This is a genomic window from Nitrobacter sp. TKz-YC02 (assembly GCF_049852135.1).
GTDB classification, from domain to species: Bacteria; Pseudomonadota; Alphaproteobacteria; order Rhizobiales; family Xanthobacteraceae; genus Nitrobacter; species Nitrobacter vulgaris.
On sequence record NZ_CP180728.1, the window covers coordinates 435,582 to 450,285 of the forward strand.

At 62.2% G+C, this 14,704-nt stretch carries 13 protein-coding genes and 1 other RNA gene; 5 read left to right on the forward strand and 9 right to left on the reverse strand.

Annotated elements, in window-relative coordinates; genetic code table 11:
- Positions 1-19 precede the first annotated feature (19 nt).
- The 3 genes from ACM561_RS02055 to ACM561_RS02065 all read right to left on the reverse strand — a co-directional run bounded on the left by ACM561_RS02055 (position 20) and on the right by ACM561_RS02065 (position 2,047).
- Positions 20-529 carry an Lrp/AsnC family transcriptional regulator gene (locus ACM561_RS02055; protein ID WP_425907671.1) on the reverse strand — a complete coding sequence of 170 codons (510 nt, stop codon included), beginning with the start codon at positions 527-529 and terminating at the stop codon, positions 20-22.
- Positions 530-615: 86 nt separating this feature from the next.
- On the reverse strand, positions 616-1,539 hold the full coding sequence (locus ACM561_RS02060) for a sugar kinase (RefSeq protein ID WP_425907673.1): 924 nt from the start codon (positions 1,537-1,539) through the stop codon (positions 616-618).
- Between the two features lie 58 nt (positions 1,540-1,597).
- Complete coding sequence (locus ACM561_RS02065; protein ID WP_425907674.1) at positions 1,598-2,047, reverse strand: HIT domain-containing protein; 450 nt, start codon at positions 2,045-2,047, stop codon at positions 1,598-1,600.
- Between the two features lie 135 nt (positions 2,048-2,182).
- Here ACM561_RS02065 and ffs point away from each other — a divergent pair.
- The 4 genes from ffs to recR all read left to right on the forward strand — a co-directional run bounded on the left by ffs (position 2,183) and on the right by recR (position 5,408).
- Positions 2,183-2,279, forward strand: an RNA gene (gene ffs / locus ACM561_RS02070) — signal recognition particle sRNA small type.
- A gap of 117 nt (positions 2,280-2,396) precedes the next feature.
- Positions 2,397-4,235 carry a DNA polymerase III subunit gamma/tau gene (locus tag ACM561_RS02075; RefSeq protein ID WP_425907676.1) on the forward strand — a complete coding sequence of 613 codons (1,839 nt, stop codon included), beginning with the start codon at positions 2,397-2,399 and terminating at the stop codon, positions 4,233-4,235.
- Between the two features lie 59 nt (positions 4,236-4,294).
- Entirely contained in the window at positions 4,295-4,615 is a 321-nt protein-coding gene (locus tag ACM561_RS02080) for a YbaB/EbfC family nucleoid-associated protein (RefSeq protein WP_425907677.1), read from the forward strand.
- 187 nt (positions 4,616-4,802) lie between these two features.
- A complete protein-coding gene (recR, locus tag ACM561_RS02085; protein ID WP_425907679.1) occupies positions 4,803-5,408 on the forward strand; it encodes a recombination mediator RecR in 606 nt (201 codons plus the stop codon).
- A 40-nt stretch (positions 5,409-5,448) separates the two neighbouring features.
- Here the strand turns inward: recR and gloB are convergent, their stop codons facing one another.
- Complete coding sequence (gloB, locus tag ACM561_RS02090) at positions 5,449-6,216, reverse strand: hydroxyacylglutathione hydrolase (RefSeq protein ID WP_425907681.1); 768 nt, start codon at positions 6,214-6,216, stop codon at positions 5,449-5,451.
- Between the two features lie 334 nt (positions 6,217-6,550).
- On the opposite strand from gloB, the gene ACM561_RS02095 reads away from it, so the two are divergent.
- Positions 6,551-7,291 (forward strand): methyltransferase domain-containing protein, encoded by a 741-nt coding sequence (locus ACM561_RS02095; RefSeq protein WP_425907682.1) that lies wholly within the window; start codon positions 6,551-6,553, stop codon positions 7,289-7,291.
- Between the two features lie 55 nt (positions 7,292-7,346).
- Here ACM561_RS02095 and ACM561_RS02100 read toward each other — a convergent pair whose 3' ends face one another.
- The 5 genes from ACM561_RS02100 to ACM561_RS02120 all read right to left on the reverse strand — a co-directional run bounded on the left by ACM561_RS02100 (position 7,347) and on the right by ACM561_RS02120 (position 14,603).
- Positions 7,347-8,048, reverse strand: coding sequence for a DUF4167 domain-containing protein (locus ACM561_RS02100; RefSeq protein WP_425907684.1), 702 nt, complete (start codon positions 8,046-8,048; stop codon positions 7,347-7,349).
- Between the two features lie 468 nt (positions 8,049-8,516).
- A complete protein-coding gene (gene prmC, locus ACM561_RS02105) occupies positions 8,517-9,413 on the reverse strand; it encodes a peptide chain release factor N(5)-glutamine methyltransferase (protein WP_425907685.1) in 897 nt (298 codons plus the stop codon).
- Positions 9,414-9,482: 69 nt separating this feature from the next.
- Positions 9,483-10,559 (reverse strand): peptide chain release factor 1, encoded by a 1,077-nt coding sequence (gene prfA, locus ACM561_RS02110; RefSeq protein ID WP_173815890.1) that lies wholly within the window; start codon positions 10,557-10,559, stop codon positions 9,483-9,485.
- A gap of 244 nt (positions 10,560-10,803) precedes the next feature.
- On the reverse strand, positions 10,804-13,071 hold the full coding sequence (ptsP, locus tag ACM561_RS02115; protein ID WP_425907687.1) for a phosphoenolpyruvate--protein phosphotransferase: 2,268 nt from the start codon (positions 13,069-13,071) through the stop codon (positions 10,804-10,806).
- A 278-nt stretch (positions 13,072-13,349) separates the two neighbouring features.
- Entirely contained in the window at positions 13,350-14,603 is a 1,254-nt protein-coding gene (locus ACM561_RS02120; RefSeq protein ID WP_425907689.1) for an aspartate kinase, read from the reverse strand.
- Positions 14,604-14,704 lie beyond the last annotated feature (101 nt).

Consider the following 14,704-nt stretch of genomic DNA (forward strand, 5'->3'; position numbering starts at 1 on the left):
GTATCAAGATTTGAAATCGCTACACCGCGCTTGCCGCCGGCACCGGCAGCGCTGTTACCGATTTGATCTTCTCCATCGCGAATCGGGAGGTGACGTTCTTCAGCGCGACTGAACTAATCAGCTTCTTGTAAAAGAGGTCGTAGCTCGCCATGTCGGCGACCACGACGCGCAGCATGTAATCGACGTCGCCCGCCATGCGGTAGAGCTCCATCACCTCGGGCATCGCGCGGACCGCATTGGCGAAGTTGGTCAGCCACGCATCCGAGTGGTCGCCGCTTTCAATCGATACGAACACTGTTATGCCGAGCCCGATCTTGTTCTGATCGACCAGCGCCACCCGGCGCAGAATGATGTCGTCCGCTTCGAGCCGCTGGATACGCTTCCAGCAGGGCGTCGAGGACAAACCGACCCGGTCGCCGATCTCTGCCACCGATAGGGATGCGTCCTCCTGGAGCACGGTGAGAATCTTGCGGTCGATGGCGTCGAGGCGGCGACCGGATTCAATGGTCTGAAGGGCAAGATCGCTCATGGCTAGAACGTTATTCCAATATTGAGGGTATTCAAGCTCATATATAGAAAAATATTCCAATGCAAGTGTCGTCAGCGGGGCTCGGCTCAGTTCGAACCGCCGTGCTCCAAAAAGGCTTCCACTTCAGCACGTTGCGGGCAGGCGAAGGCGCCGCCGAAGCGGGTGCATTTGATGGCGGCTGCGGCGGAGGCAAACCTGAGTGCGTTTTCAAGATCCTGATTCTCGGTCATGGCGAGAGCGAAAGCGCCATGGAAGACGTCTCCGGCGCCCAATGTGTCCACGGTGTGGACGGGGAAGGCGGCGGTCTGGCGGAGGCCGCCGCCATTCGGATCGAGCCACACTGTTCCTTGGGAGCCGCGCGTTCCGGCTAGGAAGGCTGAAGTGACCTTGGCGAGCTTCTGCAATGCCGCCGCGTCGTCGGCGATGTCGGCAGTGGCCTGAAGGGCTTCACTTGAGAAAATCAGATGTGAGGACGCAGTGAGCAGACCCTCGCGCATTGACATGGCGGAATCGACATCGATCACGACCGGGATGCCGCGGCGCCGCGCTTCAGCGCAAAGACCGGTGCAGAACGACGCGCATCGACTTTCAGCAAGGATGGCGTCGCAATCGCTGAGCACCCTGTCAGCCTCGGGTAAACGCACTTTCCATAGTTCGGGATCGCGGAAGGTGATGATGGTTCGCTCGCCGCCCGGATCGATCATGACGGTGGAGATCGGCGTCACCAGACCTGGCATGTGAACGATGTCCTGCATCGCGATGCCGAGTTCTGCCGCCTTGTCGAAGATGTAGCGGCTGGATGTTTCGCCGGCGTCCCCCATGGGGCCGCAAAACGCCACTCCGCCATCGAGCCGGGAAATGGCGACCGCCGCGTTGAATGCGTTGCCGCCGGCGATTTCCTCGAAGCGCTCGGCGCCGATCTTCAAGCCGCGTTTCGGGAGGCCCTGCACGTGAAAGGTCAGGTCGCGCACTGGCATGCCGATACACAGGATGCGTGGCTTTTTCATCATGCGGAAATCCTTGCCAATGAGGAAGATCGGGACAAGCGGTTAAACCGGCAGGTTTTGCTCAGGTTCCGTCGGACCGAGTTCTGACAATGGTCTCGCCGAGCCCTGTCCTGCGCCTGATAGCCCCTAAGAATGCCTCGAGTTCTGCCGCATTGTATGCGAGCGCGGGCGCCACGCCCCAGACCGGGCGGGGCCATGCAAAGTCTCCTTTGCGACGCGCGATGATATGGACGTGAAGCTGGGGCACCTGATTGCCGAGCGCGGCCACGTTGAGCTTGTCGCAACCTGTGATGTCCTTGAGCACTTCTGACGCCTGACCGATCTCCGTCATCAGGTATGCGCGGTCGTCGCGATCGAGGTCGATGATCTCGATCGCACCAGCCCGTCTTGGCACCAAAATAAGCCAGGGATAGCTGGCATCCTTGCTGAGTAGCAGACGGCTGAGCGGCAGGTCGCTGATGGAGACCGTGTCCTCCTCGAGCTGCGGGTGAAGCGACCAGGCTTCGGACATCGTTCGCGGACACTTTTTGAGGACGGCCAATGCAAACTGGCGCGGCGATCCGCCGAGGTCAATGGTTCAGACGGCTCGTTCCGGGGTCGTCCTCGCTGCTTGCTTTCCTGGGCTTTTGGCCCCAAATAGGAATTGGGAGATTGGCGGTGGACGAGCCACTCGCCAACCGGGTCAGATCCGGAAGGAAGCAGCCCTAACGAGGTCCGGATCGGGTCGCTCGTCAGTCTCCTACCTCTTTTGGGCGAACCATGTTTTTCGGAAATCTTGCCAGCGCCGGATCGGCGCGGTCCGAAGGTTCGCTTCGTTGTTCCGCAAGCCGGCTTCGAGAGAGAAAATTGCGGATCGCTCAATGACCGATGCTGGCCATCCCTCAACGCTCCCCGATGACGCCGCCGGTCAAACCGGCCTCGACCTCGGCGTGATGCCGTCGGAAACGAGCGCGCAGTACCGGGTGCTGGCGCGCAAATACCGCCCCTCCAGCTTTGACGACCTCATCGGACAGGAGGCGCTGGTGCGCACGGTGTCCAATGCGTTCGAAACGGGGCGGATTCCGCAGGCCTGGATCCTGACCGGCGTGCGCGGCGTGGGAAAAACCACCACCGCGCGTATTCTTGCCCGCGCACTGAACTACGAGCTTGCGGACGGCTCGGTGCAAGGACCGACGATTCGGATGCCGCAACTCGGCGTTCATTGTCGGGCCATTATGGAAAGCCGGCATATCGATGTGCTGGAGATGGACGCGGCCTCTCATACCGGCGTCGATGACGTCAGGCAGATCAACGACAGCGTGCGCTATGCGCCGTCGAGCGCTCGCTACAAGGTCTATATCATCGACGAAGTTCACATGCTTTCGACGGCGGCCTTCAATGCGTTCCTGAAGACGCTGGAGGAGCCGCCGGAGCACGCGAAATTCGTGTTCGCGACCACCGAGATCCGGAAGGTTCCGGTGACGGTGCTGTCGCGCTGCCAGCGGTTTGATCTCCGACGTGTCGAAGCCGAGGTGCTGATGACGCACCTCGCCAACATCGCGGCGAAAGAGAACGTCGAGGTGGAGCCGGAGGCGCTCGGCATCATGGCGAGGGCGGCCGAAGGCTCGGTGCGCGATTCCCTGTCGCTGTTCGATCAGGCCATCGCCCATGCGGCTGGCGTGGTTCGGGCCGATGCTGTACGGCAAATGCTGGGGCTTGCTGACCGTACGCGGGTCATCGATCTGTTCGAGGCACTGGCGCGAGGCGACATCGCGAGCGCATTCGGCGAGTTTCGCGACCAGTACGATACCGGCGCCGATCCGGTCGTGGTGCTCAGCGATCTGGCCGAGTTCGTCAACTTTGTAACCCGCGTCAAGATCGTTCCGGCGATCGCCGACAATGTCTCATTCGGGGAAACGGAGCGTCTGCGCGCTCGCGATTTTGCCGTGAAACTGTCGATGCGCGTGTTGTCGCGGATGTGGCAGATGCTGCTGAAAGGGATCGCAGAAGTTCAGGGCGCGACGCGGCCGGCGGCCGCGGCCGAGATGGTGCTGGTGCGCATCGCCTATGTCGCGGACCTTCCGCCGCCCGATGAGGCGATCCGGCTGCTGGATCGCAATGGCGGCGAATCGCCAGTTGTCCCGAACAATGCCGCGCCGCCCAGATCGAGCTCAGGATCGGTGTCATCCGCCCGATCGTCGGCTGCGCGTTCATTGTCGCCGCGTGCCGCAGCAGAACCGGCTCGCCCGCAAGCCATCGCGCCGGTGGCCGATAGAGCGGATGCGAGTCCCGCGACGGCCATCGAAAGCTTTACCGAACTCGTGGCGCTCGCCGGCGAAAAACGCGACTTGATTATCAAGGCGGCGCTCGAGGCCGACATGCGGTTAGTCCGGATGGAGGACGGCCGGCTTGAGATCGCGCTGGAGCGCAGTGCGGCGCGCACGCTGGTGAACGATCTTTCGCGCAAGCTGGAACAGTGGACAGGCCGGCGCTGGACGGTGATCGTTTCCAACGAGCCGGGCCAGCCGACATTGCGCTCCCAGGCGTTGCTGCAAAAAAACGAGCGGGAGCGTGCCGCTGAGGCCGACCCGCGCGTGCAGGATGTGCTGGCGCGTTTTCCCGGCGCCAAAGTGGTCGAGGTGCGCAAGTTCGCTTTGTCGTCGCCGGATTCCGATGCCGTTCCTGACGAGCCGGCCGACGATCTCGACAGCAACGATTAGGGCTTATCCGCTTCTGGTTCCAGGAAGCGGAAAGGCTCCAGCAAGAAAGGAATTTTTTGATGGCTGATTTTCTCGGCATGATGAAGCAGGCGGCTCAATTCCAATCCAAGATGAAGGCGATGCAGGACGAGCTCGACCACATTGAGGTCGAGGGCTCGTCCGGCGGTGGTCTTGTCACTGTGCGGATGACCGCCAAGATGGATGTCAAGGGGATCTCGATCGATCCGTCTCTGATCAAGCCGGACGAACGTGAAATTCTCGAAGATCTTGTCGTGACCGCGCTTGGCGATGCGCGCCGCAAGGCGGAGGTCGCAATGCAGGAGAAGATGCAGGCATTGACCGGCGGGCTTGGTCTGCCGCCCGGCCTGGGGTTCTCGTGATCGGTCGCACGATGCGAATGTTGGAATCGGGCCACTCAGGTGCGCGTGAAGAAGACGCGTCAGATCAATCACAGAGCCATGTTTCTGATTCGGTCAGAAGCGAAAAAGGCGCTAGTGTCCTTCGAATCGAAATTCGCGAATGGGCGCAATGCACTTTGGCGAATTTCGGATTCGGAAACCCTAAGAGATGCCGACCGCCGTCACCGGACCTGAGATCGATCGTTTGATCCAGTTGCTTGCGCGGCTGCCGGGGCTTGGGCCGCGCTCGGCGCGGCGGGCGGCGTTGCATCTGATCAAGAAACGCGAGGCGTTGATGGCGCCTCTGGCAGGTGCGCTGCAGGTTGCAATCGACAGGATCCGGGTCTGCGAAACCTGCGGTAACATCGACACCCGCAGCCCCTGCACGGTATGCACGGATGCCCGGCGCGATCCGTCTATCATCGTCGTGGTTGCCGATGTGGCGGACCTCTGGGCGCTGGAGCGCGCCGGCGCCACCAACGGATTCTATCACGTGCTGGGAGCGACGCTGTCACCGCTCGATGGCGTCGGTCCACAGGATCTGACGATCGATGCGCTGGTGTCGCGGGCGCATGATCCGCGTGTAGCGGAAATCGTCCTGGCGCTGAACGCGACCGTCGACGGCCAGACCACAGCGCATTACATCACCGATCTGCTTGGCGACGCCAACGTGAAGGTCACGCGGCTCGCCCACGGCGTTCCCGTGGGGGGTGAACTCGATTATCTCGATGAAGGGACGCTGTCGGCCGCGATGCGACAGCGCACGTTATTTTAGCTGGTGGTGTCGGCCCGGCGCGGGCATGAACATCATGCGCTCACGACTTGTTCTTGCGTTCGCGCAACTCGGTAAACACGTCGGCCCCGCTGGCCCCCTTCATGTGCACGCCTGCCGCCACCGCAGGATCGTCGGCGCGCAGGAACACATTGGCCTTCTTCTCCTCGCCCATCAGGGTCGGCACCGTCGGCTTGCCCTCGGCGCGCAGCCGCGTGACCTCCTCGGCGCGGGCCTTGAGAACCGGATTATTCGGCTCGATGGTCAGTGCGAATTTCACGTTTGATGCGGTGTATTCGTGGCCGCAATAGAGCCGGAAATCGTCGGGCAGCGCGCGCAACTTCAAAAGCGAGTCCCACATCATTGGATAGGTGCCCTCGAAAACCCGGCCACAGCCGATCGAGAACAGGGTATCGGCGGCGAAGACCACCTTCTCGTCGTCGAACACGTAACTGATATGGTCCAGCGTGTGACCGGGCGTTTCCAGCACGCGTCCCAGCAGCGTTCCGACCTTGACGATGTCGCCCTGGCCGACTCGCAGATCGACGTTGGCGATTCCGGCGCCCCTGTCATGCGGTGCCACGACCCGGCAGTTGTATTTCTGTTTCAGTTTCGTGATGCCGCCGACATGATCGCTGTGATGATGGGTGACCAGAATATCGGTCAGCATCCAGCCCTCGCGATCCAGCGCCTGGATGATCGGTTCGGCGTCCGGCGCGTCGATCGCGGCGGTCGCATCAGTTGCGGGGTCGTGAATCAGCGCGCCGAAATTATCGGTGAGGCAGGTGAACAGGCGGATGTCGGCGGTCATGTCGTCTCCGTGAGTCCGAGAGGTCGGCGCGAGTGTCCCGGCCGCGGAGTTCGCTCGTTGGACTTGCGGGGAAAATGACGCGAACTCCGGGGAAGCCAGACTAGAATTATTCCGACTTTGAGGGGATCGAGCCGCTCGAGCTTTTGTTTTGACACGTTATCTTGATCTTGCGGGATCCGTAGACATCCTCAGGTCGATCCCGAAGACATGCTCGCTCGGAAACGCTATAGCATAGGCAATTGCGTGGGGAAACAAGCCGTTAACGGCAGTTTACGATTGCACAAATCGGCAGGGCGGGGGTGCCCGGCCTGCCGGCAACATGGTAGATGTGTACATGGCGATCGACGTCATCGACCTTCGTGATTTCTACGCGCAACGTCTCGGCATGGTGGCCCGGCGGTTGATCAATCGCGCCATTCATGCGCACTGGCCGAGTTTGGAGGGGCAGTGCGTGGTCGGCCTTGGCTATCCCACTCCTTACCTCGGTCTGTTCCGCGAGGAGTGCGAGCGCTGTATCGCCTTGATGCCGGCGGCCCAGGGCGTCTTGAAATGGCCGACGGCGCGGCCGGCGCTGGCGACCCTGGTCGATGAATTTTCGTTACCGCTGCAGGATGCGGTCGCAGACCGGATCTTGCTGGTTCATGCGCTGGAAGTGTCGGACGATCCGGAAAGTCTCCTGCGCGAGGTGTGGCGAATTCTTTCGCCGTCCGGCCGAATGATGGTGATCGTTCCCAATCGCCGGGGTATCTGGACCCGTACCGATACAACGCCGTTCGGCCACGGTCAGCCTTATTCGCGCTCGCAGATCACTCACCTGCTGCGGCAGACATGGTTCACGCCGTCCGCCTGGGGCGAGGCGCTATTCGTCCCGCCGATCAATGGCAACTGGTTCCTGCGCTCGGCCGCGGCGTGGGAGCGCATCGGCGCGGCACTGTCGCTGCCGTTTGCCGGCGTTCACATCGTTGAGGCGACCAAGCAAGTTTACCGGCCCATTGCCGCGAAACGGGAGCACAGCCGTCTGATCCCGGTGTTGCAGCCAACGCTCGCGCCGTCCTCGTGTAACGCCGAGGAGTGATATATCCGATCGTGATCCGAGTGGTTCACCCGCCCAGAAGAGGTGAGGTGAATCGCTATTCGTTTCCGGGATTGAAGTCCTCGCTCGGAGCCGGCGGCTGCACCATGCCGTCCGAACGCGGGCCATGCGGACGTCGGCGACGGCGTGGCGGGAAGCGGTCGCTGCGCTCGCCGCCCTGATGGCCGTTGCCTTCGAACCGGCCGCCATTCACCTGCGGCTGAGATCCCGTAATGAACGACGGGAGGCGATCGACGCCGCCATTGTCGGCAGGCTCCATCGCCGGCCGCGGCTGACGGTATTCTCGGGGCTGCTGCTGATCGCGCTGGTAGGGCTGCGCCTCGCGCTGATGATTGTCACGCGGTTGCTGAACCGGAACGAAGCCGGGCTCCGCTCCAAAATTCGAGAAGTTTTCGCTGTCGTCGTCACCTGCTTCATCCGTGACATCAACGTCGGTTCGCGGCTGTTGCTGCGGCTGGCTTTGGCGAAACTGTTCCTGCGCTGCGGCGATCAGGCGGAAATAATGCTCCGCATGTTGATAGTAGTTTTCGGCGGCCACGGGATCGCCGGATGAGCGAGCGTCGCGGGCGAGTTGGACGTATTTTTCGGCGACGTGAGAGGCGGTGCCGCGGATCTTGATGTCGGGGCCGTTGGATTCGAAAACCCGTGTCATCGGGTTCTGGCCGCGCCGGTTGTTATTGTTATTATTATTATTGTTCCGGTTACGCATCCGCTTGTTGTTATTCTGACCGTTTCTCATGTCCCGCCTTCAGTTATCAGCCTTGAAGTTCCAGCTTTGAAGTTTTCGCTTGGGTATTTGGGTATTGCCCTGTCGTTTTGGTGCGATTTCCCGCCCCTCGACGTGGCCTACGCAAAGCGCGTATCGGCCGCCACTCATCTCCATAGCAAAGACGCGTTCCCGGGTCGCCGGCAGGCGCATGGCGCCAGCACGGCCAGATCATTCAGCCAGAGACTTCAAACTCAGGTTTTCTCGCGTGAGTGTTCAAGCGCAGTATTCAGGCTTTCGTTCGCTTCGCGGTCGCAAGCGGCGCAGCTCTCGGCCATCGCGCTCGATATGACCTGCCTTTAGGAACCGTTCACTCGGGCCGGTTTTCGTCCGAGAACTCTAAGGCTCACCAGCAGCAAAGCTGCGGGGCCAACCCGGGACCGATGATTGTGCATGAAACGTAATCGTTCCCGGGGGATATTCCAAGTGGTTTTTTATGGCTCAATCGGGCTTTCTAAGGGCAATCTTGCGGGCCACGATGGCGCGGCCGATACCCGCGAGATCAACCCTTGCTGATTCCATGACCGCCAACCCCGCCGCGGTCGCGAGCCGGCTGACGGCGCTGTCCTGACCTTGCCCGATCTCCAACACCAGGAGGCCGTCGGTCGCCAGCAGCGACGCCGCCTGCGGCGCGATCCGGCGATAGGCATCAAGCCCGTCGCGGCCGCCGTCCAGTGCGAGATGCGGATCGTGGTCGCGTACCTCCGGCGACAGCATCGCGATGTCGGCCGATGGGATGTAGGGCGGGTTCGAGACAATCAGGTCGAATGGGCCTGACAGACCGTCCCCATAATCGCTGACCAGGAATTGCGCGCGCGTCGTGAGGCCGACGCCTTGCGTATTGGCTCTGGCCGTGTCGAGTGCCGCGGCGCTCAGGTCGGTCCCGACGCCGGTGGCAGCCGGCAGTTCGGTCAGTAATGCGAGCAGGATCGCACCGCTGCCGGTGCCAAGGTCCGCGATGCGGAGCATAGCTTGGATCCGGCCTTCAGCGCGGAGAACGTCGAGCGCGGCCTCGACCACGGTTTCAGTGTCGGCCCGAGGTACCAGCGTGTCCGCCGACAACTTCAGCGGCAGTCCCCAGAACTCCTTCGTTCCCAGAATGCGCGCCAAGGGCTCGCCCGCAAGCCGACGTTGCGCAAAAGCATCGAGGCGCGCCGCGTCATCCTCGTTGAGTCTCCGCAAGCCTTGCGCGATCAGTCCAGTAAGATCGAGGCCCAGCACTTCGCCGGTGAGTGTGCGGGCTTCGAGCGCGGCACTGTCGATCCCCGCGGCCGCCAAGCGTGCCGTCAGCATCCGCCGCGCGGACTCTATCGTCTCAGTGGCAAACGAAGCGGTCATGTGATCGCTTTTTCCCTCTCCCGCCAGGGAAGACGGAAATAAAGACGCCGCGTCGCGATAGGGGAATGTTCACCGGCCACCTTCGGCTGCCAGCTGCGCGGCCTGATGCTCTGTGGTCAACGCATCGATCAATTCGTGCAGCGCGTCGCCGGCGATCACCTGCGGTAGCTTGTAAAGCGTCAGGTTGATGCGGTGGTCCGTGACGCGGCCTTGCGGAAAATTGTAGGTGCGGATGCGCTCGGAACGATCGCCCGATCCAACTTGATCCTTGCGGTCGGCCGAGCGCGCGGCATTGATGCGCTGCCGCTCGGCGTCGTAGATGCGGGAACGCAGGATGTTCATCGCCGACGCGCGATTTTTGTGCTGTGAACGGCTGTCCTGCATGTTGACGACGATACCAGTCGGGATGTGGGTGATGCGGATCGCCGATTCCGTCTTGTTAACGTGCTGGCCGCCCGCGCCCTGCGCGCGCATGGTCTCGATTCGCAGATCATCGGGCTTGATCTCCACATCGACCTCTTCGGCTTCGGGCAGCACCGCCACCGTGGCCGCTGAGGTATGGACACGTCCCTGCGCTTCGGTATCCGGCACGCGCTGCACGCGATGCACGCCGGATTCGAATTTCATCTTGGCGTAGGCGCCGCGTCCCTGCACCTGAGCGACGATTTCCTTGTAGCCGCCCATGGTGCCCTCGCTTGCGGAGATCACCTCCACCTTCCATCCCAGCAGGGCTGCGAAGCGCTCGTACATTCGAAACAAATCGCCAGCGAACAATGAGGCCTCGTCGCCGCCAGTGCCAGCGCGGACTTCGAGCATGACGTTGCGTTCGTCCATCGCGTCCTTTGGCAGCAGTGCTACTCGGATACTCTGCATAAGTTCGTTGTTGCGCGCCTCCAGCGCGGGGCGCTCGGCCTCCGCCATCGCACGCATCTCAGCGTCCGTGGCGGGATCGGCGATCATCGCGTCGATTCCTGCAATCTCGGTCGTGACAGCGCGCCAGTTCCTGACGGCATCCACGATGGGATTGAGTTCCGCCAATTCGCGCGTCATCTGGACGTATCTGTCAGCACTGACCTGGCTCAGCAGCTCGTTTTCGAGCGCGGCGTGGCGAACCAGCAGGAGGTCGAGTTTGGCTTCGGGCAGCATTGTCAGAAGTGGCCTCTTTCCCCCTTCCCTTGCGGGAGAGGATGACGCGGACCACGTCCGTGCCGGGTGAGAAAGCTTTCGTACGTGACAGGCAAATTCGCTTTTCCCGCCCTCGCTTCACCATGGCCGATCCAAAGCATCGGTGTGTTCTGTGACGGCGGCCATTGGCCGCCCATGCACGCTCTTCCGCGAGGGGGGAGGGAAAACGACGTCCCGGTTCGGGAGACGATCACCGAAAAAAAGGTCACAGCGACAGCCCCTCGGCGTCGGCAAAGTTCTTGAGCTTGTCGCGGATCGAAATGCTGCCGGAGGGCGCTTCGAGCAGCGGCATGATGGCGGCCTCCGCCTTTTTTGTATCGAGATCGAGTATCATGGCCTTGACGGGACCGTGTGCAGTGGCCGAGAGCGAGAGCGAGCGGTAGCCGAGCGCGATCAGAGCCAGCGCGCCCAGCGGTTGCGATGCCATTTCCCCGCATAGCGAAGCGCTTTTCCCCGCGGCCCGGGCCTTGACCACGATGTCGTGCAGCGCACGCAGGATCGGGGAGGAGAGCGTGTCGAAGCGGTTCGACACCTTGCTGTTTCCGCGATCGACTGCAAACATGAATTGAAACAGGTCGTTCGATCCAACGGAGACGAAATCGGCTTTCGCAAGCAATTCGTCGAGCTGGTACAACAGCGCGGGGACTTCGACCATGGTGCCGACGTCCACCCGTTCCGGTAGCGTGTGGCCATGCTGGCGAAGATAGGTAAGTTCGCGCTCGACGATGGCTTTGGCCTGATCGAATTCGGCGACTTCCGAGATCATCGGGAACATGATGCGCAACGCGCGACCGCCTCCGGCGCGCAGCAGCGCGCGAATTTGGCCGCGCAGCAGGCCGGGACGATCGAGCCCGAGCCTGATCGCGCGCCAGCCGAGCGCAGGATTTTCCTCAACTGCGGCTTCCATATAGGGAAGCGCCTTGTCGCCGCCGATGTCGAGGGTGCGGAACGTCACCGGCTTGTCGCCGGCGGCGTCCAGCACCGTGCGGTACAGTGCAAGCTGCTCGCTTGCGCGCGGCAGGCTCTGTCCGATCATGAATTGGAGTTCGGTCCGGAACAGTCCGATGCCAGAACAATTGGTGTCCTCGATATGAGGAAGGTCGATCACAAGGCCCGCATTGATCATGAGATCGATCGGCTCGCCGTCCTTGGTGACGCAGGGTTTGTCGCGCAAGGCGATGTACTGCGCCTGCCGCCGGGCGCGAAAGCGCACGCGCTCCGCGTAGGCCGATTCGATTTCCGCCGACGGCCGCAGGTAAATCGAACCAGAGGTGCCGTCGACGATGATGGCGTCGCCGGGATCGGCGATTCCGACCGCGTTTGGCACCTCGCCGACGGCGGGGATGCCCAGCGCGCGCGCGACGATGGCAACGTGTGAGGTCGCCGTGCCTTCCTCCAGCACCAGTCCGCGCAGCCGCTTGCGGTCATAATCCAGCAGGGCTGCCGGTCCCATGGCGCGCGCGATCAGGATCGCGTTATCGGGGAGCTGCTCGCGGGAAGGCGCGTGATCTTGCCCGACCAGCTGTCGCATCAAGCGGTGGCCGAGATCCTCGAGGTCATGAAGGCGATCACGCAGATAAGGGTCGGTCGAGCGCAACATTCGCGCGCGGGTGTCCGATTGCACACGCTCAACAGCGGCCTCGGCCGTCAAGCCGGTTGCGACCGCTTCCTGCAGCCTGTGCGACCAGCCATGGTCGTTGGCGAACATCCGGTAAGCCTCAAGCACCTCGCGATGCTCGCCGCCGTCAGCAACGTCGCCGCGCTCCAGCAGGTGGTCGAGATCGGCGCGCAGCTTGGAGAGCGCCGTATCCAGCCGCCGGATTTCCCTTGGCACATCGTCGGCGATGTAGTTGGTGATGACGACGCGCGGTTCGTGCAACACAACATGGCCCAGCGCGATGCCATCGGACAGGATCGCGCCAACCTGGTGGATCGTGTGGCGGGTGGCGGGCTCAAGGCCGGGCTGCGCGAGGGCAGCCAGTTCGCCGGAAGCGATCATCTCGGCGAGCACCATCGCCGTAGTCTGAAGCGCTTCGACCTCTTCTTCGACATAAGTGCGCTTGGCGCGATTCTGCACCACAAGCACGCCAAGCGTGTTGCCCGAGCGCAGGATCGGCACGCCGAGGAACGAATTGTAGATTTCTTCGCCGGTTTCAGGGTGGAACGAGAATGCCGGATGACTGCGTGCGTCCGACAGGTTCAGTGGCGTTGCTTCGCTTGCGACCAGGCCGACGAGGCCTTCGTGCGCGGTCAGAACGGTGCGATGCACGGCATCGCGATTGAGGCCTTCAGTCGCGTAGAGTTCCAACGTGTTATCGACGCGCAGCACATAGGTCGAGCATACTTCCGCCACCATATTGGCGGCGATCAGCACCACGACCTTGTCGAGACGCTCTTGCGCGCTGACCCGCTCCGCCATGACCTCGCGGAGCCGTCTCAACAAGACGCGGGGGCCGCTCGACGCGCTCCGCATATCCCGGTCCTTCCCCTGCGAGCCAGTTTTGGATTAGCCTAAAAAACGACATTCCGCGTCAGAAGCGCAGCGCGATTGTCTGAAGTCGTTACCCCGGCCGCAACGGCCATGTCATTCGCCGTATAGCCAATCGACGTCCATTTTGCCAAGCAAAACGCCTGCCGTTGAGGAGCACAAGGTCCGAAAAACGGCAACGGCGTTCGCGCTACAATGGGCTTCGCCGGGACCGCGCCGCGCCGGCCCAGCCGAGGACGATGGAGTGGCTGCAAGCGCTCGTTTTAGGTCCGATCGAGCCCGTAGAGCGTATGCAGGGTCCGTACCGCGAGTTCGGTATAGGCGGTATCGATCAGCAACGAGAACTTGATCTCCGAAGTCGTGATGGCGCGGATATTGATGCCCTTGTCCGACAGCGCCTTAAACGCCTGCGCCGCGACGCCAGCATGGCTACGCATGCCGGACCCGATTACCGAGATCTTCGCGACGTCGGTGGCGCTGTCGAGGCGCGCATAACCGATCTTGTCCCTGGCGCCGGTGATGGTCTCCTTGGCGCGGGCATAGTCGGAGGCAGGCACCGTGAACGTCAGGTCGGTGGTCTTGCCATCCTCTGAGACGTTCTGGACGATCATGTCGACGTTGATATTGGCATCGGCAAGCGGGACAAAGATCGAGGCGGCGACGCCCGGCTTGTCCTCGATCTGACGCACTGAAATCTGGGCTTCGTCCTTGGAGAAGGCGATGCCGGTGACGACGTGGCTTTCCATGATTTCCTCCTCGCCGCAGATCAGCGTACCCGGCGGCGTGCCATGGGGGTCGATGTCCTCCGGCTTGTCGAAACTGGAGCGGACGAAAATCGGCATGTTCTGGGTCATGCCGAGTTCCACGGAACGAACCTGCAGCACCTTGGCGCCCTGCGATGCCAGTTCCAGCATGTCCTCGAACGCGATCCTGTCGAGCCTGCGCGCTTTCGGGACCACCCGTGGATCGGTGGTATAGACGCCGTCGACATCGGTGTAGATGTCGCAGCGGTCGGCGCGGATGGCGGCGGCGATCGCCACCGCCGAGGTATCGGAGCCACCGCGGCCAAGCGTGGTGATCCGGCCGGTCTGCGGGCTGATTCCCTGAAAACCGGCGATCACGGCAACCTCTTTGCGCTCCGTGAAGCGGTTGACCAGTTCACTGCCGTCGATTTCAAGAATGCGGGCCGAGGCGTGGGCGTCGCTGGTCTGAATCGGGATCTGCCATCCCTGCCATGAGCGTGCCTGAATGCCGAGCGCCTGTAGCGCGATCGCCAAAAGCCCCGAGGTGATCTGCTCGCCGGATGCCACCACGGCGTCGTATTCGCGCGCGTCGTGCATCGACGAAGCGTCCCTGCACCATGCCACCAGCTCGTTGGTTTTGCCCGACATCGCCGACACCACCACCGCGACGTCGTGGCCGGCATCGACCTCGCGTTTGACATGCCGCGCGACGTTGCGGATACGGTCGAGATTGGCGACGGAGGTGCCGCCAAATTTCATCACAAGCCGGCTCATGACGGGTGTGCGTTCCTAAGGCTCTCTACAAGAAGGCTCTGGATACAAGCCAACTCGATGAAATGCGAAAAGCGGGGGCGCACGGGCGAGAAGGCGCGTAT

What these genes read in the sequence shown, in the direction of transcription:
- ACM561_RS02100 (WP_425907684.1), bottom strand. Translation starts at nt 8,048, where the DNA reads ATGAGAAACGGTCAGAATAACAACAAGCGGATGCGTAACCGGAACAAT.
- prfA (WP_173815890.1), bottom strand. Translation starts at nt 10,559, where the DNA reads ATGCTGCCCGAAGCCAAACTCGACCTCCTGCTGGTTCGCCACGCCGCG.
- recR (WP_425907679.1), top strand. Translation starts at nt 4,803, where the DNA reads ATGCCGACCGCCGTCACCGGACCTGAGATCGATCGTTTGATCCAGTTG.
- prmC (WP_425907685.1), bottom strand. Translation starts at nt 9,413, where the DNA reads ATGACCGCTTCGTTTGCCACTGAGACGATAGAGTCCGCGCGGCGGATG.
- ACM561_RS02065 (WP_425907674.1), bottom strand. Translation starts at nt 2,047, where the DNA reads ATGTCCGAAGCCTGGTCGCTTCACCCGCAGCTCGAGGAGGACACGGTC.
- ACM561_RS02060 (WP_425907673.1), bottom strand. Translation starts at nt 1,539, where the DNA reads ATGATGAAAAAGCCACGCATCCTGTGTATCGGCATGCCAGTGCGCGAC.
- ACM561_RS02075 (WP_425907676.1), top strand. Translation starts at nt 2,397, where the DNA reads ATGACCGATGCTGGCCATCCCTCAACGCTCCCCGATGACGCCGCCGGT.
- ACM561_RS02080 (WP_425907677.1), top strand. Translation starts at nt 4,295, where the DNA reads ATGGCTGATTTTCTCGGCATGATGAAGCAGGCGGCTCAATTCCAATCC.
- gloB (WP_425907681.1), bottom strand. Translation starts at nt 6,216, where the DNA reads ATGACCGCCGACATCCGCCTGTTCACCTGCCTCACCGATAATTTCGGC.
- ACM561_RS02120 (WP_425907689.1), bottom strand. Translation starts at nt 14,603, where the DNA reads ATGAGCCGGCTTGTGATGAAATTTGGCGGCACCTCCGTCGCCAATCTC.
- ACM561_RS02095 (WP_425907682.1), top strand. Translation starts at nt 6,551, where the DNA reads ATGGCGATCGACGTCATCGACCTTCGTGATTTCTACGCGCAACGTCTC.
- ACM561_RS02055 (WP_425907671.1), bottom strand. Translation starts at nt 529, where the DNA reads ATGAGCGATCTTGCCCTTCAGACCATTGAATCCGGTCGCCGCCTCGAC.
- ptsP (WP_425907687.1), bottom strand. Translation starts at nt 13,071, where the DNA reads ATGCGGAGCGCGTCGAGCGGCCCCCGCGTCTTGTTGAGACGGCTCCGC.